10 protein-coding genes are annotated in these 26,847 nt (G+C 73.2%); 5 read left to right on the top strand and 5 right to left on the bottom strand.

The window, feature by feature from the left end; translation table 11 throughout:
- The first annotated feature begins 54 nt into the window (after positions 1-54).
- From ACJMNC_RS16465 to ACJMNC_RS16455, 3 genes are read left to right on the top strand one after another with little or no spacing between them, the layout of a single operon-like run.
- Positions 55-903 (top strand): alpha/beta hydrolase, encoded by an 849-nt coding sequence (locus ACJMNC_RS16465; RefSeq protein ID WP_408949042.1) that lies wholly within the window; start codon positions 55-57, stop codon positions 901-903.
- Entirely contained in the window at positions 900-3,446 is a 2,547-nt protein-coding gene (locus ACJMNC_RS16460) for an AMP-binding protein (RefSeq protein WP_408949041.1), read from the top strand. The genes ACJMNC_RS16465 and ACJMNC_RS16460 overlap by 4 nt, the downstream gene beginning before the upstream one ends.
- The gene (locus ACJMNC_RS16455; RefSeq protein WP_408949040.1) at positions 3,446-5,320 is read left to right on the top strand and encodes a glycosyltransferase family 2 protein; all 1,875 of its coding nucleotides are present in this window, start codon (positions 3,446-3,448) and stop codon (positions 5,318-5,320) included. The genes ACJMNC_RS16460 and ACJMNC_RS16455 overlap by 1 nt, the downstream gene beginning before the upstream one ends.
- Positions 5,321-5,338: 18 nt before the next feature.
- Here the strand turns inward: ACJMNC_RS16455 and ACJMNC_RS16450 are convergent, their stop codons facing one another.
- Genes ACJMNC_RS16450 through ACJMNC_RS16440 form a run of 3 tightly spaced genes read right to left on the bottom strand, consistent with a single transcriptional unit; the run spans position 5,339 to position 7,934 of the window.
- Positions 5,339-6,160 (bottom strand): ABC transporter permease, encoded by an 822-nt coding sequence (locus tag ACJMNC_RS16450; RefSeq protein ID WP_408949039.1) that lies wholly within the window; start codon positions 6,158-6,160, stop codon positions 5,339-5,341.
- Positions 6,157-6,972: an ABC transporter permease gene (locus tag ACJMNC_RS16445; protein ID WP_408949038.1), complete on the bottom strand. Its 816-nt coding sequence runs from the start codon at positions 6,970-6,972 to the stop codon at positions 6,157-6,159. The genes ACJMNC_RS16450 and ACJMNC_RS16445 overlap by 4 nt, the downstream gene beginning before the upstream one ends.
- Positions 6,969-7,934, bottom strand: coding sequence for an ATP-binding cassette domain-containing protein (locus ACJMNC_RS16440; protein WP_408949069.1), 966 nt, complete (start codon positions 7,932-7,934; stop codon positions 6,969-6,971). Before ACJMNC_RS16440 ends, ACJMNC_RS16445 begins: the two co-directional genes overlap by 4 nt.
- 128 nt (positions 7,935-8,062) lie before the next feature.
- Between ACJMNC_RS16440 and ACJMNC_RS16435 the strand changes: the two genes are divergently transcribed.
- Together ACJMNC_RS16435 and ACJMNC_RS16430 are read left to right on the top strand one after the other, a co-directional pair.
- Positions 8,063-25,093: an amino acid adenylation domain-containing protein gene (locus tag ACJMNC_RS16435; RefSeq protein ID WP_408949037.1), complete on the top strand. Its 17,031-nt coding sequence runs from the start codon at positions 8,063-8,065 to the stop codon at positions 25,091-25,093.
- Positions 25,090-25,953: a glycosyltransferase family 2 protein gene (locus ACJMNC_RS16430; RefSeq protein ID WP_408949036.1), complete on the top strand. Its 864-nt coding sequence runs from the start codon at positions 25,090-25,092 to the stop codon at positions 25,951-25,953. The genes ACJMNC_RS16435 and ACJMNC_RS16430 overlap by 4 nt, the downstream gene beginning before the upstream one ends.
- A gap of 103 nt (positions 25,954-26,056) precedes the next feature.
- Here the strand turns inward: ACJMNC_RS16430 and ACJMNC_RS16425 are convergent, their stop codons facing one another.
- The gene (locus ACJMNC_RS16425; RefSeq protein ID WP_408949035.1) at positions 26,057-26,497 is read right to left on the bottom strand and encodes a hypothetical protein; all 441 of its coding nucleotides are present in this window, start codon (positions 26,495-26,497) and stop codon (positions 26,057-26,059) included.
- 157 nt (positions 26,498-26,654) lie between these two features.
- The coding region (locus ACJMNC_RS16420; protein WP_408949034.1) for a hypothetical protein at positions 26,655-26,847 on the bottom strand (193 nt) is incomplete at its 5' end.

Raw genomic sequence — 26,847 nt, 5'->3', positions numbered from 1 at the left:
CAGCCGACCGCCGGGGTGGTGTCCCTCGAACACCTGAGAGAGAACCTGTGGCGAATGGTAGTGCGTTCTCCCGCCATGGGGCAGGACGTTCCGTTCCTGCTGCTCCGTCCCGAGGCGGCGGCGGGTGCGCCCACCCTGTACCTGCTCAACGGTGCCGGCGGCGGTGAGGACGGCGCCAACTGGCTGGCCCAGACCGACGCCATGGAGTTCTTCTCCGACAAGCGGGTAAACGTGGTGATCCCGGAGAAGGGCCGCGGGACCTACTACACCGACTGGCTGCGTTCGGACGCGGCGATCGGCAAGCCCATGTGGGAGACCTTCCTGACCCGTGAGCTCCCGCCTGTGATCGACGCGTCGCTGCAGACCGACGGCACCCAGGCGATCGCCGGACTGTCCATGTCGGGCACCTCGGTGTTCAATCTCGCGATCGCCGCCCCCGGGCTCTACCGAGCGGTGGCCTCCTACAGCGGCTGCGCCCGAACCAGCACCCCGGAGGGGCAGGCGGCCGTGCGCGGCATCGTGCGCACCGCCTCCAACGCCGACGCCTCCAACATGTGGGGACCGGCAGGATCGTCGGCCTGGGTGCGCAACGACCCGTACGTCAACGCCGCCAAACTCCGCGGCACCACCCTGTATCTGTCCAGCGGCAGCGGCCTGCCCGGCAAGTACGACTCCCCGCAGTACCAGGCGCCCGGCGCACCGCCGCTGGCCGATCAGATCCTGGTGGGCGGCGCACTCGAAGCCGCCACCCGGTACTGCACCGAGCAGATGGCCGGCCGGCTCGCGCAGCTCGGCATCCCGGCGCGCGTGCACCTGCCGGGCACCGGTACCCACTCGTGGAACTACTGGCGCGATGAACTGCATCGCTCCTGGCCGACGATCGCCGCCGGCCTGAGCAGGTGACTCCGGAACCCGTCGCGGAGGCCGTCTCACTCGCCGAACCGGCCGCCGCGACGACGCGGGAACTGTGGCTGCAGATCGCCGCCGCGCGCGGCGACGCCCCGGCTCTGATCACCCCGGACGGAAGACTGGGCTTCGCCGACGCCGGCCGCCGCTCCGCCGCCGCCGGCCGGGCGCTGGCCGCCGCCGTCCCGGAGGCCGGCCGTCCGATCGCCGTGGAGACCGAATCCGACATCGAGTCGGCGCTGGCGCTGCTTGCCGTGCTCTGCTCCGGCCATCCGGTCCTCGCCCTCGATCCGCTACTCCCGGAGGAACGGCGCCGCCACATCCTCGAACTCTCCGGCGCCGCACTGTTCACCCCGCAGCAGATCGCCGGACTGCCCACGCAGACCACGCCGGTCCCGCCGGCCGGCCCCGACGATCCGGCCGTGCTGATCTTCACCTCCGGCTCCACCGGCCGGCCCAAGGGCGTCCTGCACGGACAGCGCACCTGGGTCAATCAAGCCCGGGACGCGCGCCGGTTCTGGCAGCTCGGCCCGCACGATCGGGCCGGGGTCCTGCTGCCGCTGAGCTTCGGCGCCGGACTCGACGCCCTGCTCATGCCGCTGCTCAACGGCACCGGAGTACTGCTGTGGGATGTGCGCCGGCGCACCACTTCCGGACTGCGCGACTGGCTGGCCGAGACCGGCGCGACCACCGCGCACTGCACGCCGTCGCTGCTGCGCTCCTGGCTCGCCGACAGCTCCGGCGCCGAGCCGATCGGCAGCCTGCGGCTGCTGAGCACCTGCGGAGAACCCGTGCACGGCAGCGACTTCGTCGCCGCCCGCCGTCTACTCGCACCGCACGGCGTGTGCTGCAGCTGGTCCGGATCCTCCGAAGCCGGCAACCTCGCCTTCAATCGGTACGGTCCCGGCCGCGACCTGCCCGACGGGGTGGTGCCGGTGGGCACCCCGGCCGCCGACAAGACGGTGACCATCGTCGACGACGACGGCGCCCCGGTACCGCGCGGCACCGCCGGGCAGGTGCTCATCGAGTCCGGGCACCTGGCCCTGGGCTACCTCGGCGACCCGGAGGGCACCGCCCGCCGCTTCCGGCCGGCCGGCGACGGCCGCACCGTGCTGCACACCGGCGACCTCGGGCGGATCGACGACGACGGTCAGCTGCACCTGCTTGGCCGGCGCGACGATGCGGTCAAGGTGCGCGGCTACCTGGTCGAACCGGCCGAAGTGGAGAGCGCCCTGCGCGCCCTGCCGTGGACCGTCGACGCCGTCGTCACCGGTGATCCGGTGCAGGGCCGGCTGATCGCGCACGTGGCGGTGGCCGCCGACGGATGGACGCCGTCCCCGGCGGAGATCCGCACCGCGCTGGCAAAGACCCTGGCGCCGTGGATGATCCCGCGGGATGTGGTGGTGCTGACCGAACTGCCGCGCACCGAGCGCGGCAAGGTGGACCGGCGCGCACTCCCGGAGCCGCCCCCACGCGCCCCGGAGCCGGTGCGCGGCCCCACCGAGGCGGCCCTCATGCACACCTGGTGCGCGGTGCTCGGCCTCGAGTCGGTGGGCCGCGACGAGGACTTCCTGGCGCTCGGCGGTGATTCGCTGGCCGCGGCCCGGATGCTCGCCGAGGTTCGGGAACGCTGGCTGGTGGACATCGCCTCCGCGGACTTCGCCGCCGAACCGACCATCGCCCGCCTGGGCGCCGCGATCGATCGGGCACACCGCGAGCGGCGCCGCTCGTCGGCCAGCGGCTCGCTGAGCCGGCTGCGGGCCGGCGACGGCGTGCCGCTGTTCATCGCCGCCGGGGCGGGTTCGCCGGCCGCGAGCCTGCTTCCCCTGGTCCGAGACCTCGGCGGCGACGAACCGGTGTTCGGGCTGCAGGCGCACGGACTGGAACGACGCGGCCGCGCCGACCGCTCGGTGCGTGCCGCCGCCGAACGCGCCGTGGCCGACCTGCGGTCCGTGTCGCCGCACGGGCCCTACCGCCTGATCGGCTACTCCTACGGCGCCTTCGTCATGCTCGAAGCCGCGACCATTCTCGACGATCTGGCCGCGGACGTCGACGAGGTGATCCTGCTCGATCCGATCTTCGAACCCGAGCAGGTCCGCCGGCTCGGCGGCACCGGCCGACGCAGCACCGACCGGACCGCGCTGCCGGACCGCGACGGCACCGGCCAGAACCAGCCGGTCGCACCCACCGGACTCGCCCAGCGGCTCTCGCTCGCCTGGAACACCCTGGCGATGCGCGCACTGGTGGCCACCGCCGGCCTGTGGCGACTGCCGACCACCCTGCAGTGGACGGTCTTCTGGGATCTGGGCCGGGCGCTGCTGCGCCGCCACCGGCCCACCCGGTACGCCGGTCCGGTCACCCTGGTGCTGGCCGCCGACAACCACGACGACCCCGCGCTCTGGCAACGCATCGTCGACGGCGGTGTGCGTGTGCACCGGGTGACCGGCGACCACCATTCGATGATGCGGGCGCCGCAGGTGCGCGCGACCGCGGCCGTGATCCGGGACGATCCGGCCGGCAGCGAACCGGAGGCGCACTGATGAGCGGCACGGCCGGCGCGGCGCCGGTGATCGCGGTGATCACCGCCTTCGAACCCGGCGACCGGCTCACCGAGGTGGTGGAAACCGTACGCCCGCAGGTCGATTCGGTGTTCGTCGTCGACGACGGTTCGCCCTCGCTGCGCACCGATCCGGACGGTCCTGTGCGCCGCCGCCTCGACGAGTGCGCCGCCCTGGGCGCGACGGTGCTGGAGAACGAGCGCAACCGCGGCATCGCTCACGCGCTGAACCGGGGTGTGCGCCAGGCGCTGGACGCGGGTGCCGACGCGGTCCTCACCCTCGACCAGGACACCACGCCGGCGCCGGACTACGTCGACCGCGTCACCGAGCATCTGGCGCTCGCCGCGTCGCTGGGCCTGACCGAGGTGATGGCCTCACCGGCCATGATCAACGACGACGTGGCGCCGTTCTGGTTCGCCGAACGCGGCCTCACACTGGCCTTCGAACCCCTGCAGTCCGGCCTGGTGATCACCCGCAGCCTCTTCGAGAAGGCCGGGATGTTCGAGGAAGAGCTCTTCATCGACTGTGTGGAGACGGAGTTCTACCTGCGGGCTCGCGCGCACGGCGGCCACGCCCTGATCGTTCCCGGCACCCGCATCGACCACCGGCTGGGCAGTCCCGCCCGGTGGGTGCCGCCGCGCCTGCTGCGGCCGCTGCTGCGCGGTCACGGCGACGGCATCGAGTTCTCCGAGGACGCCCCCTTCCGGCACTACTACATCGCCCGCAACCGGCTCGACCTCTACCGCCGCTACGGGCGGCGCGAACCGCTGTGGTGTGCCGTCTCGATCGCCAAGGACACGCTCAGCCGGGGCCGAGCCATGCTCATCGGTTCGCAGCGGCGCCGCCGGATCTACCTGAGCGGCGCCGGTTTCCGGGCCGGACTGCGCGGGGAGACCGGCCGCATCCCGCTGCGCACCCTGCGCCGGGCCGGCCTGGCCGGGGATCCGCCGCCGCGCCCGCCCGAGGACGATCGCGGCCTGCCCGAACTGGTCTCGGTGATCATCCCGGTGCACAACGGCGTCGACGTGATCGACGAGCAGCTGACGGCGCTGGCCGGGCAGGACTACCCGCACCCCTTCGAGGTGCTGGTGGCCGACAACAACTCCACCGACGGACTGGGCGACCATCTCGCGGACCATCCGCTGGCCCCGCGTCTCCGGCTGCGCCGCGTCGACGCCTCCGGGCCGGCCGGTGCGGCCTACGCCCGCAACGCCGGAGCGGCCGCCGCAGCGGGCGACTTCCTGGCCTTCTGCGACGCCGACGACCGCGTGTACCCGCAGTGGCTCAGCGAGCTGACCGCGGCCGCCCGCCGCGCCTCGGCCGTCGGCGGTGCGGTGGAGACCCACTCGCTCAACTCGGCGCAGGTGCAGGGCTGGCGCCAGATGCTCCCGCCGGACGTGCCGTACGAGTTCCCCGGCTTCCTGCGGGTGTGGCCCACCTGTAACGTGGGCGTCTGGAAGGACCGCTTCGACGGGCTCGGCGGCTTCGACGTCGCCTACGACCGCGGCGGTGAGGACGCCGACTTCACCCTGCGTCTGCAACTGGCCGGCGGGGTCCTCGGGCACGCGCCGGACGCGCTCGTGGCCTACCGGCTGCGGGACACGCTCCGCGGGATCTGGGATCAGTCGGTGATGTGCGGGGAGGGCGACGCGCGGCTGTACGCCGAGTACCGCGAATACGGCATGCCCGCCCGGCCCTGGTACGCCACCGTCGACGTGATCGCCTATCTGCTGCTGCGCAATCCGCTGCTGCCCTCCGCGCTCACCCGGGTGCCCACCGGGCGCTGGCTGTTTCAGGCCGGCAACCTGCTCGGCCGGATCAAAGGCAGTGTCCGGCACCGCTGCTGGTACGTCTGAACGAGTGCGGAACCGCGGTCAGCCGCGCTGCGTCGCCCGGCGGTAGCCGGACAGCGTGGGGCCGGTGAACACCGCGATCAGCAGCGCCGACCAGGCCGCGGTGAGCAGCAGCGGCTGGGCCAGTGCGCCGTCGACCGCGAAACCCTTGATCGCCTCGACCGCACAGCTCAGCGGCTGATACCGGACGATCGGCTCGAGCCAGCCGGGGTAGGCCGACGCCGGAACGAAGCCGGTGTTGAAGAACATCGCCAGGTTGGTGCCGATGGCCACCCATTCGACGATGCGGGACTCCCGGCCGCGCAGGGCCAGTGCGGTCACCATGATCGAGAACGACAGCCCGAAGAGCAGTGCGATCAGCACGATCGCCAGATAGCCGGCGAGCCCGCTGTCGATGCGGAAACCGATCGCCGTACCGACCAGCAGGACCGCGCTCACCGTCACGACGATGCGCACGGCCTCGGCGGCGAGCCGGCCGAGCATGGCCGAGGCGCGGTGGACCGGCAGCACCCACATCTTGGCCAGCAGGCCCGAGGTGCGTTCACGACGCAGACCCAGGCCGCTGATCGACGCCCCGGACATCGCGCCGACCAGGGCCACCATGGGCACCATCGAGAAGGCGGTGGAGGTTCCCGAATAGTCGCTCACCGAACGGTCGAGCACCAGCCAGAACAGGAGCACCATCAGCGCCGGGAAGAGCAGCGACTGCAGCAGGGTCGCGGTGTCGGTGCCCCACTTGTAGAGGATGCGTCCGGCCTGCAGCCCGGAGGCGCGCAGCAGGGAGCGGACCGTGTACTCGGGGTGGTGGGCGGTCCGCGCGGGGAAGTCGAGGGTGCCGGTCACGGGTACAACCGCCGATGCGTCTGGGTGTAGTGGGCGAAGGCGATGAACACCGCGGCCAGGGCGCCGAGCCAGATCAGCGCCGGCATGGCCGTGCTCCACTGCGGATCGCCGTCGGCCAGTTCCCGCATGGTCGACGCGAAGTGCGAGACCGGCTGGTTGCGTGCGAAAGGCCGTGCCCAGGCCGGGAAGTCCGATTCCGGGACGAAGCCGGTGGAGAGCATGCCGAGCACCAGCTGGGGGAGGACCAGCAGCTGCGAGGTGGCCTCCGGGCCGCGGGTGACCAGACCGAGCGAGTCGGCGCCGATGGCCAGCACCAGGCCCACCGCGAGCGAGAAGAGTACGAACCCGGCCACGTCCAGAGGTCCGCCGGAGAACGAGAAGCCCAGCAGCGCACCGAAAGCCAGGGCGGTGGCGATGGAGATCAGCGACCGGATCAGGGAGGTGCTCATCCGGGAGGCCAGCGGAACCAGCGGCCGCACCGGCATGGAGGCTAGCCGCCGGCTCATGCCGCGCAACCGGTCCAGGGTGGCCCGCTGGGCGGCGGCGATAGCGGTGAACGCCATCGCCTGCAGCACGATGATCGGCATCAGGAACTGCGCGTAGTCGATGCCGCGATCGGACATCACCAGCCGCAGCGGAAGGTAGAAGCCGAGCGCGAAGACGATCGGCATCACCACGGCGACCAGGAACTCACCCTGCCGCTGCGCGGACCGGACCGCGCGCCCGGTCATCACCGCCCACTGGCGGCCGAAGGCCCACCCGCGGACAGTGATGACCTCCGGGTCACTGCGGTCCGGCCAGGCGATGGTCACGGCTGCGCGTCCGCCGTCGCCGGGGCCTCACCGGTCAGGGCGAAGAAGACGTCGTCGAGGGACGGGCTGCGAAGACCGATGTCGTGCAAGGCGATTCCGGCACTGCGGGCCAGGGCGATCACCTCGGCCATGGTGTCCACCCCGTCCGGAGCGGACAGCGCCACCCCGTCGCCGTCGGTGCCGGTCACCCGGTGATCGCCGGGCAGCCGCAGCCGGAGTAGCTCGGCCAGCGGGCCGGTCTGGGCCGGGTCGGCCGGGATCACCGCACAGTGCGTTCCGCCGACCCGCGCCTTGAGCTCGGCGGCGGTGCCCTCGGCGACGATCCGGCCGCGATCGAGGACGATGATGTTGTCGCTGAGCCGGTCCGCCTCCTCGAGGTACTGGGTGGTCAGCAGGGTGGTGATGTCGTCGGCCTTGAGCATCTCCACCAGCTCCCAGACCTCCTGCCGGCTGCGCGGATCGAGGCCGGTGGTCGGCTCGTCGAGGAAGACCACCTCCGGCCGCACCACCAGGCCGCAGGCGATGTCGAGCCGCCGCCGCATGCCGCCGGAGTAGGCGTAGACGGGCCGCTTGGCCGCGTACGTCAGGTCGAAGCGTGCGAGCAGTTCGTCGGCGCGGGCGATCGCGGCCCGGCGCCGCAGCCCCTGCATGCGGCCGAAGAAGATCAGGTTGTCCCGGCCGCTGAGGGTCTCGTCGAGGGCGGCGTACTGACCGGTCATCGAGATGGCCGCCCGTACCGCGTTGCCCGCCTCGCACACATCGTGGCCGGCCACGGCGGCGCTGCCGGAGTCCGGGGGGAGCAGGGTGCACAGAATGTCCACCAGCGTCGTCTTGCCGGCGCCGTTGGGTCCGAGGATGCCCAGGACCGTCCCGGCAGGCACGGTGAAGCTGATGCCGCGCAGGGCGTGGACCTCGTCGAAGGCCTTGGTGAGGTCGGTCACGTGGACGGCGGGCGGAGGCATCATGGACATTGTGTTTAGGTTAGCCTCCACTGAGTTCTGATGCGGATCCGGCCGCGGCCGTGAGGTAAAGTCTCGTGAGTAATTAGCTTAGCCTAAGCTCATTCCGATCGACTGAACTGGACTGCTCCGTGACGCTGGATCACCTGCACGCGCCCGCCGCATCGCGATCACGCGACGGCAGCGCGACCGGTCCCACGGTGGTGCCGCTGTCTGCCGCGCAGCGCAGTATCTGGTTCGCCCAGCAACTCTCCCCGCAGACTCCGCTGGCCATCGCCCACTACGTGGATCTGCGCGGCCCGCTCGACACCGGCCTGCTCTCGGAGGCCGGGCGCCGCGTCTCCCACGAATTCGGCAGCACCATGGTGCGTTTCGAAGCCGCCGACGACCCCGCCGAGCCGCCGGTGCAGGTGCTCGACGACACCGCCAACGACCGGATGGAACACCACGACTTCCGGGACCGGCGAGACCCGGAGGCCGACGCCCTGGCCTGGATGGACGCCGACTTCCTGCGGCCGCTGGATCTGTTCACCGACCGGCTCATCGAATCGGTCACCCTGCGCATCGCCGACGACCGCTGGTTCTGGTACTCGCGGGTCCACCACATCCTGATGGACGGCTACGGCGCCGCCACCTACACCGACCGGATGGCGCAGGTCTACACCGCCCTGGCCGCCGGTCAACCGGTGCCGCCGGCCCGATCCGGGGGACCGGTGGAACTGCACCGCGACGACGAGGCGTACCGCGCCTCGACCCGCTTCGAACGCGACCGCGCCCACTGGGCCGAGCGGCTGCCGGACCTGCCCGAACCGCTCACACTGACCGACCCCGTCGGCACCATCGGCCGCACCCGCACCGCCGGCGGTCTGCTCGACCGGTGCCTGCAGGACGACGTCGACGCCTTCTGCGCCGCCACCGGGGTCACCGTCGCCGCCGCGGTGAGCGCCGCCGCCGCCCTCTACGTCTCCCGGATGACCGGCACCGACGACGTGGTGCTCAGCCTGCCGGTGACCGCCCGCACCAACGCGCTGCTGCGCCGCTCCGGCGGCATGGTCTCCAATGTGCTGCCGGTCCGGGCCGGCCTGGCCGGGCAGCCGACCGTCGCCGAGCTGGCCGCGCAGATCACCACCGAACTCAGCGGCGCACTGCGGCACCAGCGCTTCCGCTTCGAGGACATGCTGCGCAGCAGCGGCCGCCGGCCCGGGGGACGCGGCTTCTTCGGCCCGGTGGTCAACATGATGCTGTTCCGCCGTCAGACCGTCCTCGGCGACGCCGTCGGCGAGAGCAAGATCCTGAGCACCGGGCCCGTCGACGACCTGGCCTTCACCGTCTACACCGGCAGCGGCCGGCTGCGCATCGACCTCGAGGCCAATTCGGCGGCCTACTCGGCCGAAGTCCTGCACTCCCACCACCGGCGCTTCCTCGGCGTGCTGGCCGCACTGGTGCGCGCCGACCCGCAGACCCGGGTCGCTGACCTGCGGGTGCTGCCCTACGGCGACCGGCTCCGGCGGGTGCCGGCCCGCGGCCCCGAGGCCGCCGAGCCGCTACCGCTGCCCACCCTGCTGGCCTCGGTGGCCGCGGCCCACCCGGAGGCGGTGGCGCTGGTGGCCGACGAGACCGACCTGCGGTACGACGAACTCTGGCACCGGGTCAACCGGCTCGCCCGACTGCTCATCGAGCGGGGAGTGGGTCCCGGCCGGATCGTCGCGGTGGTGCTGCCGCGCGGAACCGCCTGTGCGATCAGCGAACTGGCGGTGCTTGCCGCCGGCGGCGCCTTCGTGCCGATCGACCCCGCCCTGCCCGACGAGCGGATCGAGTACCTGCTCGACGACAGCCGCGCCCTCCTGGGCATCACCGCCGCGACCGGCCGCGACCTGCCGGCCGCCGCCGCAGTGCTGCCCTGGCTGAACCTCGACGAACCCGCCCTGCGCGCCGCATTCGCCGCCGCCGACTCCCGTCCGGTGACCGACGCGGACCGGATCCGGCCGCTGACCGTCGACGATCCGGCCTACCTCATCTACACCTCCGGCTCGACCGGCCGGCCCAAGGGCGTCCTCGTCGGGCACCGCGGCCTGGCCTCCTTCGTCCGCGAACAGAACCGCACCTACGGTGCCGGCCCCGGCTCGCGCACCCTGCACTTCGCCTCGCCGAGCTTCGACGCCTCGATCCTCGAGCTGCTGCTGGCGCTGGGCGCCGGCGCCACCCTGGTGGTGGTGCCGACCACCGTCTACGGCGGCGCCGAACTCGCGCACATCCTGCGCGCCGAGCAGATCACCCACGCCTTCCTCACCCCGGCGGCGCTGGCGTCGATCTCCCCGGACGGACTCGACGGCCTGCACACCGTGATCGTCGGCGGCGAGGCGTGCCCGAGGGAACTGGTCGCCCGGTGGGCCGGCGGGCGGCGCATGTTCAACGCCTACGGCCCCACCGAGGCCACGGTGATGGCCACCCTGGCCGGACCGCTCAGCCCGACCGGGCCGGTCACGATCGGCGCACCCGTCTGCGGTGCCACCGCGGTCATCCTCGACCACCGGCTGCGGCCGATGCCCACCGGCGCCACCGGCGAGCTGTACCTCGGCGGCCCCGGGCTGGCCCTGGCCTACCACCGCCGGTCCGCGCTCACCGCCGACCGCTTCGTCGCCGACCCGTTCGGCCCGCCCGGCGCGCGCCTGTACCGCACCGGAGACCTGGTGCGCTGGGGTATCGACGGCCGGCTGGAGTACCGCGGCCGGGCCGACCACCAGGTCAAGATCCGCGGCTTCCGCATCGAACTCGGTGAGATCGACTCGGCGATGGCCGCCGTCGACGGAGTGGAGTTCGCAGCCGCCGAGCCGCGCCGCACCGCAGGCGGTTCCACCGCCCTGGTCGGCTACTACACCGGCACCGCCGACGCGGAGACCCTGCGTCAGGCGCTGGTGGCGGTGCTGCCCGCGCACGAGGTGCCCACCGCCTTCGTCCGGCTCGAGACGGTGCCGCTGACCTCGTCGGGCAAACTCGACCGGGCCGCGCTTCCGGAACCGGCCGTGCAGACCGCGCCCTACCGCCGGCCCGCCTCCGCCGCCGAAGAGGCGGTGGCCGGGGCCTTCGCCGCAGCCACCGGCGTGCAGCGCGTGGGACGCGACGACGACTTCTTCTCGCTCGGCGGCGATTCGCTGTCGGCGACGGCGATGACCGCGGCCCTCGGGGAGGCCGTCGGCGCCGATGTCCCGGTGCGCTGGATCTTCGAGACTCCCACCGTCTCGGCTCTGGCCGCCAGGCTCGGTGACGCCGGCCGGCGCCGCCTGCCGGTGCTGGCCGCCCGGGACTCCGGCGACCCCGATTCCGGTGCACCGGATACCCCTGTGCCGGTGTCCCCGCAGCAGCGCCGGATGTGGATCATCAATCAGTTCGACGAACGCTCGGCCCTGTTCAACATTCCGCTGGCGCTGCGGCTGCGCGGACCGCTCGACGTCCCCGCCCTCCAGACCGCCCTGCGCGACCTGATCACCCGGCAGGAGACGCTGCGCACCGTCTACCCGGAGGGCCCCGACGGCCCCGTGCAGCAGGTCCTCGACGTCGACGATGCGCTCGCCGCCGTCGACTACCGCGTCGAGGACTGTGCGCCCGGCCGGCTCGAGCAGCGCCTCACCGAGCTGGCCGCCGTCTCCTTCGACGTCGCCTCCGCCGTCCCGCTCGCCGTCACCCTGCTGCGTCTGGCTCCCGACGAGCACGTGCTGGTGTGCGTGGTCCACCACATCGCCGCCGACGGCTCGTCCACCGCGCCGATGGCGAACGACCTGGCGACGGCGTACGCCGCCCGCCGGGCCGGCCGCGCCCCCGACTGGGCGCCGCTACCGGTGAGCTACCGCGACTACACGCTCTGGCACCGCCAGGTCATGGGCGCCGAGACCGACGCCGACTCGGTGCTGTCCGGGCAGCTGGCCTACTGGCGCGAACGCCTCACCGGGCTGCCGGAGCTGCTGGCCCTGCCCACCGACCGGACCCGGCCCGCGGTGGCCGGCTCCCGCGGCGGCGAACTGCACGCGGTGCTGCCCGGCGCCCTCGTGCATCGGATGCGCGCCGCGGCCGCAGAATCCGGTGCCACCCCGTTCATGCTCAGCCACGCGAGTCTGGCCCTGCTGCTGTCGCGGATCACCGGCGCCACCGACATCGCGGTCGGCACCCCGGTGGCCGGCCGCGGGCATCCCGGACTGGCCGCGCTGGTGGGCATGTTCGTCGGCACCGTGGTGCTGCGCACCGACGTCGATCCGGCCCGGCCGTTCGGGGACCTGCTGGCCGCGGTCCGCGAGAACGATCTGCGCGACCTGGAGAACGCCGACGTCCCCTTCGACCGGCTCGTCGACCTGCTCGCCCCGCGCCGCAGCGCCGCCTACCACCCGCTCTTCCAGGTGGGCTTCTCGTACCAGAACCTGCCGCCGTCCCGGCTCGGCCTGGACGGACTCGAGGCCACCGTCCTGCACACCTCGCTCGGAGTGGCCAAGTCCGACCTGCACCTGACCCTCACCGAGGCCGGGGACGAGCTCACCGTGCAGTGGGACTACGACGCCGACCTCTTCGACCACGGCACCGTCGAACGCTGGCACGACCTGTGGACCAGTCTGCTCACCGCCGCGCTGGATCAGCCGGCCTCGCCGGTCGGCGGCCTCGCCGCCGGCACGGACGGTGCGATCCTGTCCGGGACGGCGAGCGATCGTGCCCCGGCCACCCTCACCGGACTGCTCACCGCTGCCGCCGCAGCCCATCCGGACCGTCCGGCGCTGGCCGCCGACCACGGACCCGACCACAGCTACCGGGACCTGTTCGGTAGGGCCCGGCAGCTGGCGCAGCGCCTTCGAGACCGGGGAGTGGGACCGGAAGTGCCGGTCGCTGTGGCCATCCCGCGTTCGGTGGAACTGATCGACGCCGTGCTGGCCGTGCTGCTGGCCGGCGGTGCCTATGTGCCCGTCGACCCGGCCGCCCCTGCCCAGCGCACCGCACTGGTCCTCGAATCGTCGGGTGCCGCACTGGTATTGGTGGCCGGTCCCACCCCGGCTGCGGTCGGCGCCGCCGGCCTGCCGGTCCTCGATGTGACCGCACCCGGCCCGGCCGGGGCGGAGCCGGCGGCATTCGCCGAGACCGCACCGCTGTCCGCAGAGAACACCGCCTACGTGATCTACACCTCCGGATCCACCGGAACCCCCAAGGGTGTGGCCGTCTCGCACCGCGCGATCGCCGCCCAACTGCAGTGGAAGGCCGCCGCCTACCCGCTCGAACCGGGGGAGAGCACCGTCCTGAAGACCCCGCTCACCTTCGACCTGTCGGTGTGGGAACTGTTCTGGCCGTTGATCTCCGGTGCCCGCCTGGTGCTCGCCGAGGCCGACGGCCACCGCGACCCCCGCTACCTGGCCGGACTGCTGCGCCGGGCCGGCGCAGTGGCCGCCCACTTCGTGCCGTCCCTGCTCGACGCCCAGCTCGACGCGGCCGCCGACACCGGGCTCGAGCCGCACCGGCTGCGCTGGGCGCTGTGCATCGGCGAGGCGCTGACCCCGGCCCTGGCCGCGCGCGCCACCGAACAGCTCGCCGCCCGGGTGCACAACCTCTACGGACCCACCGAGGCCGCCGTGGGCATAACCGCCCACGAATGGCGGCCCGACGACGGCGCGGCCGCCGGGGTGCCGATCGGTGTGCCGGTGGACGACTCGCACACCCTGGTGCTCGACGCCCGGCTGCATCCGGTGCCGCTGGGCAGCGTGGGCGAGCTCTACCTGGGCGGTGTCCAGCTGGCCACCGCCTATCACCGGCGGCCCGACCTGACCGCGACACGCTTCGTCGCCGACCCGGCCGGCGGCGGCAGCCGGCTGTATCGCACCGGCGACCTGGCCCGGCTCCGGCCCGACGGCGCCCTGGAGTTCCTCGGCCGCAACGACTTCCAGGTCAAGATCCGCGGCCAGCGCATCGAACTCGGCGAGATCGAGGCGGTGCTGGCCGCTGACCCGCGGGTGGGGGCGGCCGCCGTCACCGCCGCCGACGACAATCTGATCGCCTACCTGGTGCCGGCGTCGTCGTCCGCCGGCGACGGCCCCCTCGACGTGACCGCCGTCCTCGACACCGCCCGGACAGCACTGCCCGGCTACATGGTTCCGGTCGCCGGCCTGGTGCTCACCGAACTGCCGCGCGGCCTCCACGGCAAGGTCGACCGCACCGCGCTGCCGGCGGCACCGCTGCCGTCCCGCCGCTACGTTCCCGCCCGCAGCCGGATCGAACGGGTGCTGGTGGGACTGCTCGGCGACCTGCTCGGCACCGACCACGCCGGCGGGGTGGACCGGATCGGCGTCGACGACGACTTCTTCGCCCTCGGCGGCAACTCGCTGCTCGCCGCCCGGCTGGCCGCCCGGATCGGCGACGAACTCGGCGTCGACGTGCCCGTCCGGGAGATCTTCGAGGCTCCCCGGGTGGCCGACCTGGCCCGCCGCCTGGAAACTGCGAAGAACCTCGGCCGACCGGCGCTGACCGCCGCCGACCGGCCGACGGTGATCCCGCTGAGCCGGGCGCAGCAGCGGATGTGGCTGCTCGAGAGGATCGACCCCGGATCGGCGCTCTACAACCTGCCGTTCGCGCTTGACGTGACCGGCCCCCTCGACCTGGCCGCGCTGCGCGGATCCGTCCGGGCACTGCTCCAACGGCACGAGGTGCTCCGCACCAGCTATCCGGACCGGCTCGGGGTGCCGCAGCAGCACATCCACTCCGTCGACGAGGCGCTCGAGCTGATCGAACTGGACTTCTCCGGGCGCGGCACCGTCGCCGGATTCGCCGGACGCGGCTTCGCGCTCGGCACCGGGCTGCCGCTGCGCGTCGCGGTGATCGAGGACGGGCCGGACCGGCACACCGTCGTCGTGGTGGTGCACCACATCGCCGCCGACGGCTGGTCGGCCCGGCTGCTGCTGCGCGACCTGCTGGCCGGCTACGCCGGGACCGGTCAGGCGCAGCCCCCGCAACTCCAGTACGCCGACTTCGCGCTCTGGCAGCAGCGGCTGCTCCCCGAACTGACCGGCCAGCGGGCGTTCTGGCGGACCACCCTGGCCGGCCTGCCCGGCCCGCTGCCGCTGCCCACCGACCGGCGGCGCGCGCCGGACGCCGGGCACGCCGGCGACACCGTGCACCGCGTGCTCGACGGGGAGGTGGCCGCCGCCCTGCAGGCACTCGGCCGCACCCACGGCGCCTCGCTCTTCCACGTGGTGCACACCGGTCTGGCACTGCTGCTGTCGCGGCTCACCGGCCTCACCGATGTGGTGATCGGCACCCCGGTCTCCGGCCGGGCCTCCCGGTTGCTCGACGACGTGGTCGGCATGTTCGTCGAAACCGCCGTCCTGCGCACCCGCATCGACCCGGACGCGACCGTGGCCGAACTGGTCGACGCCGTCGCCGCCGCCGACCTGGCCGCCCAGGCCAACGCCGAATACCCCTTCGACGCGATCGCCGACGAGTTCGAAGCCGACCGCGCCGGCGGGCACCACCCGATCTTCCAGACCATGCTGGCCTTCGGCGACCCGCCGCCGAGCACCGTCGAACTCGGCCCGCTCACCGCCGCGCCGGTGGAGATCGACCTGCCCGTCGCCCGCTTCGACCTGCACGTGACCGTGGACGTGCCGCTCGACGCGGCCGGCGCCGACGGGCCGATGCGGATCCGCTGGACCTACGCCACCGCACTCTTCGACCGGGCCACCGTCGAGGGCTTCGCCGCCCGCTTCGAGCGCCTGCTCACCGCCATCGCGGCCCGGCCCGAGCAGCGGGTCGACCGGCTCGCCCTGCTCGACCCCGCCGAACTCCACACCCTCACCGGCCGATTCAGCGGCGCCGACGCGATCGGCCCGCCGCCGTCCGCGGACACCCTGCCGGAACTGCTGGCCGCGGCCCCGCGCCGCGACGCGGAGTTCACCGCCCGGGTCGCCCGCACCGCCCGGGCCCTGATCGCCGCCGGCGCCGGACCGGAGACCGCGGTGGCGATCGCCGTCGACCGCTCCACCGACATGCTCGTCGCCGTCCACGCAGCGGTGGCCGCGGGCGCCGCCTACGTGCCGATCGACCGGACGCAGCCGGCCGCCCGCATCGAGGCCATGCTCGAGACCGTCGACCCGGTCGCCGTCATCGCCGACGACGCCGGCCGCGAAGCACTCCCGCCCGGGCGCCGGGCACAGGTCGTGCCCGCCGCGGAGCTCCACCCGGACCGGCCCGGACATCCGGTGACCGACCGGGACCGCCGGACCCCGCTGCGGCCGGACCACCCCGCCTACATCCTGTTCACCTCCGGATCCACCGGTGTGCCCAAAGCGGTCAGCGTCAGCCACCGGGCCATCGTGCAGCGCCTGGAATGGATGTCCGAACGCACCCCGCTCACCGCCACCGACGTGGTGCTGCAGAAGACGCCGATCACCTTCGACGTCTCCGTGTGGGAACTGTTCTGGCCGTTGGCCGTCGGCGCCCGGCTGGTGATCGCCCCGCCCGGCGCCCACCGCGATCCGCTCGAACTCGCCGACCTCATCGACGCCGAACAGGTCAGCGTCATCCACTTCGTGCCCGCCATGCTCGACGCCTTCCTGGCCGCCGGCATCGAGCCGGGGCGGCTGGCCTCCCTGCGTCTGGTCTTCACCAGCGGGGAGGCGCTCAGCGCCGGCACCGCCGCCGCTCTGCTCGCCGGTACCCGTGCGCACCTGCACAACCTGTACGGCCCCACCGAGGCCGCGGTCGACGTCACCGCCGTCCAGGTGACCACCGGCAGTGCGGCCACCGGAACGATCTCCATCGGCCGGCCGGTCCCGTGCAGCACCGTCTACGTCCTCGACCACCGGCTCACACCGGTGCCCCCGGGCGTCACCGGCGAGCTCTATCTCGGTGGCCGGCAGCTGGCCCGCGGCTACCACGGCCGCCCGGATCTGACCGCCGGCCGCTTCATCGCCTCACCCTTCGCCGCCGGTGAACGCCTCTACCGCACCGGCGATCTGGTGCGCTGGCAGCGCGGGAACACCGCCGAGCCGGAGCTGGAATACCTGGGGCGCAGCGACTTCCAGATCAAGATCCGCGGGCAGCGCGTCGAACTCGGTGAGATCGAGGCCGTCCTGGCTCAGCAGCCGCAGGTGCACGCCGCCGCGGTGATCCACCACGACGACCCGCGCACGGGGCCCCGGCTCATCGGCTACGCGGCGGTGGGACCGGACGGCGTCGCCGCCGACCTGCCCGCGGTGCTGCGCGCGGCCCTGGCCCGGCGTCTGCCCGAGCACATGGTGCCCGCCCAGATCGTCCTGACCGACCGGCTGCCGGTCACCGCGAACGGCAAGGTGGACCGCACGGCGCTGACCGCACCGCCGGCACCCGCGGCCGGGGGCACCGGGCGGGCCGCGCGCACCCCGAACGAAGAACTCGTGCTGACCCTGATCCGGGAGATCCTCGGCGACACGGTCGGCGTCGACGACGACTTCTTCGAGGTGGGCGGCAACTCCCTCATCGCCACCCGGCTGGTGGCCGGTATCGCCGCCGCCACCGGAACCCGGGTGCCCGTGCGGGCGGTCTTCGACGGACGCACCGCCGAGGCACTGGCCGCCCGCCTCGACGAGACCGGGGACGACCACACCGGCGAAAGCGTCACCGGCGACGACCAGGCGGGGCCGGCGACGCTGCCGCCCCGGCCCGGCGTCCTGCCGCTCGCGCCGGCCCAACTGCCGCTGTGGCTGGCCAACCGCAAGTCTCCGGACTCGGTCGCACAGTGGATCCTGGCCCCGGTCCGGCTGCCCGGCCGCGTCGACGTCGCCGTCCTGACCGCCGCCGTCGGCGACGTCCTGACCCGGCACGAGGTGCTGCGCACGCGCTACCCGGAAGGCGTCGACGGACCGCGCCAAGACATCCTGCCCGCCGAGCGGACCGACCCGGCCGCACTGGTCTCCGAACACCCCGACGCGGCCGCCGCCGCACTGTCGCTGACGGTGGACCTGACCGCCGAGCTGCCGCTGCGCATCCTGGTCCAGGACGACGGCGACCACACGGTGCTGGTGCTGGCCGTGCACCACATCGCCGCCGACGGCTGGTCGCTGCCCGTGCTGGCCGCCGACGTCCAGCGCGCCTACCGGGCCCGGGCCGCGGAGGAGGAGCCGGACTGGGCGCCGCTCCCGCTGCAGTACGCCGACCACGTGCTGGCCCGCGCCGCCCGGCTCGGCGATCCCGCCGACCCCGATTCGCCCGGAGCCCGCGCCCGGCAGTACTGGCACACGGTGCTCGCCGGTGCGCCGCAGCAGCCCGGATTCCGGTCCGCACCCCGGCCCGACGCCGATCCGGACCGCCCGCAGGCGCGGGTGTACCGGCGCACGCTGACCGCCGCCCAGTCCGCGCCGATCACCGCACTGACCGGCCGCACCCGTTCCACGCTGTTCGCCGTCCTGCACGCCGCGCTCGCGATCACGCTGAGCCGCAACGGCTCCGGCACCGACCTGATCATCGGCACACCGCTGGCCGGCCGCACCGACCCCGCCGTCGCCGACCTCGTCGGCATGTTCGTCACCATGGCCCCGCTGCGCACCCGGGTCCGGCCCGGCCAGAGCTTCGCCGCCGCCGTCGACGAGTCCACGACCTGCATCCTCGACGCCCTCGACCACGGGGACCTCGACGTCGGTGAGCTCGCCGACCATCCGCTGATCCACGTCAGCCTCACCGTCGACGACCAGGCCGCCCACCCCGCAGCCCTGCCGGTGGACGTGCCGGCCGCCCGCTTCGACCTCGAATTCGCCGTCACCGCCACCGCCGACGGCGGCCTGGAGCTGACCGCGGCGCACCGCGGCGAGATCTACCGGCCGCAGACCGCCGCCCGGCTGCTCGACCGCTGGCAGCGGGTACTCGAGCAGGCCGCGGCCGGCCCGGAGCGTGCGGTGGCCGGCCTGGACCTGCTGCTGCCTGCCGAACGCCGGGAACTGTCCGGACTGACCGGACCCGCGGCGCCGCCGGTCCGGCTGCTCGCCGACATCCTCGACACCCCCGGCTGGCGACTGTCCGGACTCGACGAGACCACCTTCGCCGCCCGCTCGGCGCAACTGGCCCGGCTGCTCATCGCCGCCGGAATCGGCCCCGGCTCGGTGGTGGCCCTGTGCCTGCCGCGCTCGAGCTGGTCGGTCATCGCCATGCGGGCCGTCGCCGCCACCGGCGCAGCCTTCGTCCCGATCGATCCGGCCCACCCCGCGCAGCGCCGGACCTTCATGGCCCGCGACTCCGGTGCGGCGCTGATCCTCACCGTCGACGCCGAACGCGGCGGCCTCACCGATCTGCCCGCCGACCTCGCCGGCGGGGCGATCGTGCTCGACGACCCCGCGGTGACCGCGCAGCTCGCCGCCCTGCCCGACGGCGCCGTGCACGACGCCGAACGAACCCTCCCGGCCCGGCCGGATCAGACCGCGTATCTGATCTACACCTCCGGCTCCACCGGTCGGCCCAAGGCGGTCACCGTGACCCACCGCGGCCTGGCCGCGTTCGCCGCAGAACAGCGCCGCTACCGCGTCACCGGCACCAGCCGGGTGCTGCACTTCGCCTCACCCAGCTTCGATGCGGCGCTGCTCGAACTGCTGCTGGCCGCCGACGCCGGCGCCACCACGGTGATCGCCTGCCCGCAGCTCTACGGTGGAACCGAGCTCGCCGAAGTGCTTGCCGCCGAAGCGGTCACGCACGCCTTCCTCACCCCGGCCGTCCTCGGCACCCTCACCGCCGGCGACCCGGACCTGCCGGGCACCGTCATCGTCGGCGGCGACGCCTGCCCACCGGCGGTCGCCGCCGACTGGATCGCCCACGGCGCCCGCTTCTTCAACGCCTACGGACCCACCGAGGCCACCGTGATGGGCACGCTCGCCGGCCCCCTCACCGACGACGGCCCGGCCGCCGCGCTGCCCATCGGCACCGCGATCACCGGGGTCACCGCCCGCGTCCTCGACGAGCACCTGCTCGAATGCCCGCCCGGCGTACCCGGCGAGCTGTACCTGTCGGGTCCGGGCCTGGCCCGCGGCTATCACGGGCGACCGGATCTGACCGCCGGGGCCTTCGTCGCCGACCCGCACGGACCGCCCGGCAGCCGCTGCTACCGCACCGGGGACCTGGTCCGCGCGGTCGCCGCCGCCGACGGGGCTGTGCACCTGGTGCACCTGGGCCGCGTCGATCACCAGATCAAGATCCGCGGACACCGCATCGAGACCGGAGAGGTGGAGGCGGCGCTGCGCGCGTTGCCGGGCATCACCGCCGCCGCCGTCACCGGACGCACAGCAGCGGACGGGACGACGGTCCTGGCAGGCTATGTGACCGCCGACGAGCCGACCACCCCGGCTCAGATCCAGGCCTCGCTGCGTGCCGAACTGCCCGCCTACGCCGTGCCGTCGGCGATCATGGTCGTCGACGCGCTGCCGCTCACCGTCTCCGGCAAGGTGGATCTGCGGGCCCTGCCCGAGCCGCAGGTGCAGCGCGCGGGTTACCGGGCACCGGCCAGCGGATCCGAGACGCTGATCGCCGGAATCTTCGCCGAGATCCTGGGCCTGGACCGGGTCGGCGTGGACGACGACTTCTTCGCCGCCGGCGGACATTCGCTGAGCGCCACCCGCGCCGTCGCCCGGATCCGCGCCGAATCCGGCCGGGAGCTGACTGTCCGGCAGCTGTTCGAGACGCCGACGATCGCCGGACTCGCTGCCGCCCTGGACGATTCGGCCGCATCCGGCGGACCGGTCCTCGGATCGCTGCCGCATCCGGAGCACATTCCGCTGTCGCCGGTGCAGCGGCGCATGTGGTTCCTCAACCGTCTCGACAGTTCGGCCCTCACCGAGAACATCCCGGTGCTGCTCCGGCTGCGCGGGACCCTCGACGTGGACGCCTTCAGCGCCGCGCTGCACGATCTCACCGTCCGGCACGAGGTTTTGCGCACCGTCTACCCGGACACCGCGGACGGGCCGCACCAGCTGGTGCTCACCGCCGAACAGGCCGCACCGGGACTCGCCGTACACGCCGTGCGTGTCGCACCGTCCGATCCGGCCGTGCAGGCCGTGCTGCACCGCGGCTTCGACGTCACCACCGCACCGCCCGTGCGGGCCGCGCTCTGGGTGGACCCGGACGGCCACGATCACCTCTTCGCGCTGGTCCTGCACCACATCTGCGCCGACGGTCTGTCGATGACGATCCTCGCCCGCGACCTGGCGCAGGCCTACGCCGCGCGCACCTCCGGCCGGGCCCCCGAGTTCACCGCGCCCGCCGTCGGCTACACCGACTTCGCGCTCTGGCAGCGCGCCGTGCTCGACCGGGAGGGCGGCGCGCAGCTGCGCCGCCGGCTGAGGGCGCTCGACGGGGCACCGCCGCTGGTCGACCTGCCCACCGACCGGCCACGCCCGCCGCAGCCCAGCGCCATCGGCGACCGGGTGGAGTTCACCGTCGATCCCGGCCTGCACGGCGCCCTGCAGGAGACGGCGGCCCGGCATGGCGGCACCCCGTTCATGCTGGCGCACACCGCGCTCGCGGTGCTGCTCGGACGCATCGGCGACAACCGCGACGTGGTGATCGGCACCCCGATCGCCGGCCGCGACGAGGCCGGTCTGCACGAAGTGGTCGGCATGTTCGTCAACATGCTGGCTCTGCGCACGCGCATCGCACCGTCCGATTCCGGGAGCCGGGCGCTGGCCGTCGCCCGCGAGGCGGCGCTGTCCGCATTCGCCGACGCCGCCGTGCCCTTCGACCGCATCGTCGAAGACCTGGACGTGCCGCGCGGCACCGGCGCGCACCCCGTGTTCCAGGTGGCCTTCTCCTTCCAGAACCTCGGACCGCTCACCGCCGCGCTGCCCGGTCTCGACGCCCGGATCGTCGACGACGAGACGACCGTCGCCGAATTCGACCTGCACCTGACCCTCGCCGAGGGCGAGCCGGGAGCCGGGCTCACCGGACGGCTCGACTACGCCACCGAACTCTTCGACCGGTCCACAGCCGAAGCGTTGAGCGCCCAGTACCTGCGGGTGCTGCGCGCCCTGGTCGAACGGCCCGAGTGTCCCGTCGGCGACCTGCCGCTGCTCGACTCCGACGACTATCGCAGGCTCACCGTCACCGCGCCCTCACCGGCACTGGTCCGCGGCGGTCTGGCCGACGAATTCCACCGGCAGGCCCGGCGCACCCCGGATGCGGTGGCGGTGGTCGACGGCGAGCAGAGCCTGACCTACCGCGAGTTCGCGCAGACCGTGCTGGCGCTGGCCCGCACCCTCGAACGACGCGGATTGGGCCCGGAGGACCGCATCGCGGTCACCACGCCACGCTCGCTGGCCCAGCTGGTGGCGCTCTATGCGATCGCCACCGTCGGCGCCGCCTACGTGCCGGTCGATCTCACCGCCGGCGAGCGGGCCGAGGCGATCCTCGCCTCGGCGCAGCCGGCCGCGACCCTGGCAACGGGTGACATCCCGGTGCGGCCTCCCGCCACCGGCGACGACGCCGCCGACTTCCTCGGCCGGGCCCGGCCCCAGCACCCGGCCTACGTGCTCTTCACCTCCGGATCCACCGGGCTGCCCAAGGGCGTCAGCGTGCCGAACGAGGCGGTCGGCGAACAGCTCCGCTGGATGCAGGAACGCTTCGCGCTCACCGCCGACGACGCCGTGCTGGTGCGCACCTCGGCCGGTTTCGACCTGTCGGTGTGGGAGTACTGGTGGGCGCTGCAGACCGGGGCCCGCGTGGTGCTCGCCGCTCCCGGCCTCGAACGCGACGGCCCCGGGCTGCTGCGCACCCTGTCCGAACAGCACATCACTGTGCTGCCCACCGTGCCGTCGGCGCTGACCATGCTGCTCGACGCCGGCGACCTGCCCGACGGGCTCCGGGCCCTGCTCTGCATCGGCGAGGAACTGCCGGTGAGCCTGGCCCACCGCCTGACGCGCAACGGTGGCCCGGCCCGGCTGCACAACCTGTACGGCCCCACCGAGACCGCCGTCAGCGTCACCGACCATCGCGTCGAAGCCCCGGTGCCGCACCGCATCCCGATCGGCCTGCCACAGACCTCGGTCACCGTCCGCGTGCTCGACGAGCGGCTCCGGCCGGTGCCCGACGGCGTCCCCGGCGAGCTCCACCTCGGGGGCATCCAGCTCGCCCGCGGCTATCACGCCGATCCGGCTCGCACGGCGGCCGCCTTCGTCGCCGATCCCTACCGGCGCGGCGCCCGGCTGTACCGCACAGGGGATCTGGTGCGCCGCAGCCGGGACGGCGTGCTCACCTACCTGGGCCGGACCGACGACCAGCTCAAGGTCCGCGGTTTCCGCGTCGAACCCGGCGAGATCGAGGCGGTGCTGCGCCGGAGCGAGGGCGTCACCGACGCGGCCGTCGCCGCCTTCGGCGACCGGCTGGTGGCCTTCCTCACCGGCCCCGATCCCGACCCGGATACGATCGCGGCCGCGCTGGCCACCCGACTGCCCGGCTACCTGCGGCCCGAACTGCAGATCGTCGACGCCTTGCCGCACAACGCCAACGGCAAGATCGACCGCTCCCGGCTGCCCGAGCCCGCCCGGCGTGAACGCCGCCACATCCCGCCGCGCACCCCGCTCGAGCGCACCGTCACCGGCATCGTCGCCGAGGTGACCGGCGCCGACCGGGCCGGACTGGCCGACGGCTTCTTCGACCTCGGCGGCAACTCGCTCTCGGCCACCCGGCTCAGCGCCCGCCTCGAGGCCGAACTGCACCGCCCGGTCCCAGTCCGGCTGATCTTCGACACCGCCGACCTCGCGGGCCTGGCCGCCGCCATCGAGGCGAGCGACGACGGGCCCAGCTCCGGGCCGCGGCTGGTGCGCCGTGAAAAGGCCGGCCCGGCGCCCCTGGCGCCCGCCCAGCGGCGCATCTGGGCGGCGGTGGAGGCAGGGCGCAGCGCCGACTGGAATGTGCCGGTCGCGCTGCGGCTGCGCGGCGACCTCAACCCGGAGGTGCTGGCCGCCACCCTCGCCGACGTGCTGGCAGCGCACCCCGCACTGCGCACCCGGTACCGGCGCGGCCCGCACGGTCCGCAGCTGCACGTCGACCCGGCCGGGACCGCCGCCGCGCGGATCTCCGGATCGCTGCAGCCACAGCCGGTCGGGGAGGCACGGCTCGGTGAGGTCATCGGTGCAATCGCCTGGCAGGCACTGGACCTGGCCGACGACGGTCCGCTCCGGGTCCGGCTGCTCGCGCTCGATCCGCAGACCACGGTGCTGGTCGTGGTGGTGCACCACCTCAGCGCCGACGGCGCCTCCATGCCGGTGCTGCTGCGAGACCTGCTCGCCGCACTCGCCGCCCGGCTGCACGGACGCGAGCCGGCGCTCGCCGCGCAGCCGATCCGGTTCACCGACTACAGCAGCTGGCGCCACGAGGTACTCGGCCCACCGGAGGCACCCACCGACGAGGGCCGCCGCCAGCTCGACTACTGGCAGCGCACGCTCGGCCGCCCGGAACGCTCGGCACCGGCCGGCCGCCCGGCCTGGGATTCAGCCGGGGCCACAGTCGCTTTCGACCTCGACGCCCAGCTGCACCGACGGCTCGAATCGGTGGCCGGTGGGGCATCGACCGGCCTGTTCCCGGTGCTGCAGGCGGCCTTCGCGGTCGTGCTCGCCGCCCGCAACGGCTCGAGCCGGGTCCGGGTGGGCACGGCCAACGCCAACCGTCCGCACATCCACCTCGACGAGGTGGTCGGCAACTTCGCCGAGGACATTCCCATGCTGCTCGACGTGACCGGCGAGCGGAGCTTCGGGGAGCTGGTGGCGCAGGTCAACGAGCAGCTGCTCGGCGGACTCGCCCACCCGGACGTCTCCGGGCCGGACCTGCTCGCGGCGTTCGGGCTGAGCGCCGATCCGGCCGAACCGGCCGGCGGGCCGTTCTTCCCCGCCACCCTGATCGTCCAGCAGTCCGCCGTCGGGGCAGGCGCCGACGACGAGATCGACCTCGGCGGGCTCACGGTGCGGCGCGAGCCGATCGCCAACACCGTCGCCAAACACGAACTCGAGATCGCGGTGCTCGATCAGCGTCGGGACGGTGAACCCGCAGGCCTGCACGGAACGCTGGTCTATCCGACGGTGGAGCTCTCCCCGGCGCAGGCCGGGCGGGTGGTCGCCGGACTGCAGCAGATCCTGCACTCGGTGGCCGCCGGCACCGGGGTGAGCATCGCCGAACTGCTGGAGGCGCTGCCGTGACCGCCTCCGTGGTGATCGCCTACTACCGGGGGCTGCCCGGACTGGACGTTCAGCTCGAGGCGCTCGCCGCCCAGGACTTCGACGGCCCGTTCGAGGTGGTGGTCAGCGACAACGAGGGCAGCGCCGACCTCGCCGACCACCTGGACCGGCACCCTCACCGCGAACGTCTCGGTCTGCGGCGGGTGGATGCGTCCGGTGTGCCCGGCACCTCTCATGCCCGCAACGTCGGCACCCGGGCCGCCGTCCACGACTTCATCGTCTACTGCGACCAGGACGATGCCGTCCATCCCGGCTGGCTGCGGGCGATGGTGGAGGCCGGTGCCAGGGCCGACATCGTCGGCGGCCCGCTCGAACGCGACAGCCTCAACGAACCGGTGGTCGCGGCCTGGCGCGAGCTGCCGGCGCCCGAGGAGGCGTTCGTCATGGGCCGGTTCCTGCCGATCACCTTCGGTTGCAACCTCGCCGTGCACCGCAGCGTCTTCGACGACGTCGGCGGCTGGGACGAGAGCTATCCGACGGCTGCCGGCGACGTGGAGTTCTGCTGGCGGATCCAGACCGCCGGCTACCGATTCGGCTACGCGCCCGAGGCGATGGTCGCCTACCGATTCCGGACCGGCCTGGCCGAGACCTGGGAGCAGGCGCTGGTCTACGCCCGGGAAGAGGCCCGGGTTGCCAAGCAGTACGGGGCTCCGGGCCGGCAGTGGTGGTGGTTTCCGGTCCACGCCACGGTCAGTGCCGCCACCGCACCGGTCTGGCCCTGGTCGTGGTCGCGCCGCAGGCTGGGAGCATGGCTCTGGATCAGCGGAAACCTGGTCGGCCGCGTCGCCGGCAGTGTCCGGTACCGCACGATTTACTGGTGATCACGCATACCGGTGGACCACCGACAGGTCGGTGACTGCGCCCACATTTAGTCACTGTGTCATTTCTCTGCAGGGGTCGAGGGCGGGGTCGCTGGTGAGTGCCTCAGTTCCCGGCGTCAGGTGCCAGACTGCTGACGCACCATCCCTGAGACGCGTCTTTCCGCAGGTCGAGGTGGTAGCGGCGGGGAGGCTGCTGACTGGGGGAGTAGGTGAGCTCGGCGGTACCCGCATGGCCGTCCACGGTCACGGCACCGAGGGCGACGCTGCCCCGATCCGCGCTGCCGTCGGCCAGCGACGCACGATTGACGTAGCGGCCCACCACATCGGAGCAGAAGCTGCGCTGCACCGCCGCGGTCATCCCGGAATCGTTGTACGACGACGCGAACACACCGGCGACGTCCTCGGCCGACGCGGTGTTCGTCGCCGGGTCGTCCGCGGACCGCGGAGTGTCCCCGCAGCCGGCTACCAGCAGACCCACACAGGCCAGGCCGGCGGCACTACGCGAAACGGACAACCGGACACCGGGCGACGACGCACGCAACATGCTTGACAGAGTACTCCTTTCAGGCCTCTGACCAGCCGATTTGACGTTGCGTTCGCATGTGCGTAACTTAATCGGGGCCCGGCCAGCACGGCCCGGACTTCCACGCCGGAGACGATCGCAAGATCAGCCCCGGGGTTGCAGACCGGAAACAGCGGTGCTAGGCTGGAGCAGTTGCCCGGATTCGGGTGGCGCAACAGATGTTCACTGAAGTTCGCTCCATTTTTTGGTGGGGTGGTGTTGGTGGGTGTGTGTTCTTTGAGAACTCGATAGTGTGTGATGGATTTTCTTGTGCCGCATTTTTTGGCTGGTACAGGGAATGATTTTTTGATTGTTTTTTGCCAGTCAATTCT

Source organism: Gordonia sp. VNK21, assembly GCF_046098115.1.
In the GTDB taxonomy this organism is placed as follows: Bacteria; Actinomycetota; Actinomycetes; order Mycobacteriales; family Mycobacteriaceae; genus Gordonia.
This window is presented reverse-complemented; position numbering and strand designations above follow the sequence as displayed.

What these genes read in the sequence shown, in the direction of transcription:
- ACJMNC_RS16455 (WP_408949040.1), top strand. Translation starts at nt 3,446, where the DNA reads ATGAGCGGCACGGCCGGCGCGGCGCCGGTGATCGCGGTGATCACCGCC.
- ACJMNC_RS16440 (WP_408949069.1), bottom strand. Translation starts at nt 7,934, where the DNA reads ATGCCTCCGCCCGCCGTCCACGTGACCGACCTCACCAAGGCCTTCGAC.
- ACJMNC_RS16425 (WP_408949035.1), bottom strand. Translation starts at nt 26,497, where the DNA reads ATGTTGCGTGCGTCGTCGCCCGGTGTCCGGTTGTCCGTTTCGCGTAGT.
- ACJMNC_RS16465 (WP_408949042.1), top strand. Translation starts at nt 55, where the DNA reads ATGGTAGTGCGTTCTCCCGCCATGGGGCAGGACGTTCCGTTCCTGCTG.